Origin of the sequence: Streptomyces sp. NPDC058955 (assembly GCF_042741435.1) — a bacterium.
Taxonomy (GTDB): Bacteria; Actinomycetota; Actinomycetes; order Streptomycetales; family Streptomycetaceae; genus Streptomyces.
Genome location: NZ_JBHYKM010000241.1, coordinates 1 through 1,842, shown reverse-complemented (window position 1 = coordinate 1,842; position 1,842 = coordinate 1). Strand labels below are relative to the sequence as shown.

The 1,842-nt window shown below is 75.7% G+C and carries 1 protein-coding gene and 1 pseudogene; both read right to left on the bottom strand.

Features of this window, described 5'->3' with window-relative positions; all coding sequences use genetic code 11:
* Nucleotides 1–791: nitrilase-related carbon-nitrogen hydrolase (locus ACFW1I_RS38330; protein WP_384678795.1), on the bottom strand; the 791-nt coding region annotated here is incomplete at its 3' end.
* Between the two features lie 239 nt (nt 792–1,030).
* Nucleotides 1,031–1,842, bottom strand: a pseudogene (locus tag ACFW1I_RS38325) (UL36 very large tegument protein); the annotation flags it as partial.

The window sequence follows — 1,842 nt, the reverse complement described above, 5'->3', positions numbered from 1 at the left end:
CCCACCCACCCCGCGCGCCCCCCCTCCCCGACCCGCCCCCACCGCGCCCGCGCGCCCTCTCCCCACCGCCCGCCGTCCGCCCCACCCACCCCCCACCGGCCGCGCGGGTCGACGAAGTACGTGGTGCCGTAGAAGTCGTTGTCGCCGTACTCCTCGACGCCGACGCGGTTGATCGCGGCGACGAAGTACTCGTTGGCGACGGCGGCGGCGGGCTGCTCCAGCTGCCAGAGGTAGGAGGAGAGGCCGCGATGGGTGGCCGACGGGTTGTAGACCAACTGGGCTCCGTTGAGACCGAGTTGGCGCCAGCCCTCGGGGAAGTGGCGGTCGTAGCAGATGTAGACGCCGACCTTGCCGACGGCGGTGTCGAAGACCGGCCAGCCGGCGTTCCCCGGGCGGAAGTAGTACTTCTCCCAGAATCCCTTGACCTGCGGGATGTGGTGCTTGCGGTACTTGCCGAGGTAGCTGCCGTCGGCGTCGATGACGGCCGCGGTGTTGTAGTAGAAGCCCTCGGACTCGACCTCGAAGACCGGGACGACGATCACCATGCCGGTCTCGCGGGCGAGCTCCCGCATCCGCGTGACGGTGGGGCCGTCCGGCACGGGCTCGGCCCAGCGGTAGTGCTCGGGCTCCTGGACCTGGCAGAAGTAGGGGGCGTTGAACACCTCCTGGAACCCGATCACCCGGGCGCCCTGGCGGGCCGCCTCGCGGGCGTGCTCCTCATGCTTGGCGATCATGGATTCGGTGTCGCCGGTCCAGGTCGCCTGGACGAGCGCGGCGCGTACGACGGTCATGAGCTGCTCCTTCGGCACGGCGTCAGAGAGCCTCTACGCCCGTAGACACGATGCGTAGGAGGAGAACGTAAGCCCCGTCACACCCCGGAGCAAGACTGCCGCCCGGAAGCAGCACAGTCGAGGATGTTTGATACCGGAGTGGTCCACACCGGGCACGTACCGACACGTGCCGACTGCTCCCCGCTCGTACGGTTCCGTTCGCGGAGCCGGGGGCGCCGAGGTCTCCGGGCTTCCCCGGCTCAGGGCCCGAGGACGCCGCCGACCCGCAGCGCGTGCCGCAGGGCGCGGTCGACGGCGGGCGACAGGCCGCGGGCGGCCGCGCCGAGCCGGGGCAGGAGCAGCGCCGGGTCCACGGCCGCGAGCCGGGCCGCCTCCTCGGGGGTGCGGACCCGGATGAAGGCGGTGAGCAGCGCGTGCGCCTCCCGGTCGTGCCCCTCGGCGACCAGGGCGGCGACGGCTCCGGCCAGCTCCTCGACGGGCCGGGCGACCCCCTGGCGCAGCAGTTGTTCGCAGTCGTCGGCGCGGCCCGCGTCGGCGAGCGCCCCGGCGACGGCGGCCAACCGGGCGGGCGGCAGCGAGGCGGCCTCCCAGAGCAGGGTGTGCCAGTCGGCGCCGAATCCGGCGCGGTGGAGTTCCCCGGCGAGCGCCGGCAGCCGGCCGGGCGGCCCGCCGAGCGCCTCGCAGAGCAGTTCGTGCGCCTCGCCGGTACGGCCCTGGGCCCGCAGCCGCTGGAGGGCGTAGACGGCGTTGGCGGCGGCGCGGGCGGCCTCCGCGTCCCCGTCCGGGGAGGCCGCGGGACCGGCGGGCGCGGGCGCGGGGCCGGTACGGGAGCCGCCGGTGTGACGTGACGTGCCGGGGACCCGGAACCGGGCGCCGCGCGGTTCGGCCCCGCCGGCGGGCAGGTCGGGTACGGCGGTGGGCGCGGGCCCTTCGGCGGCGTCGCCCTCCGCCACGTCGTCCCGGGCGCCTCGGGGCCGGGCCCGCTCCGGCGCGGTGGCGGCCGCGGCCGGGGCGGGGTCGTCCGCGTCGGCCGTTGCCGGGGCGGCGGCGT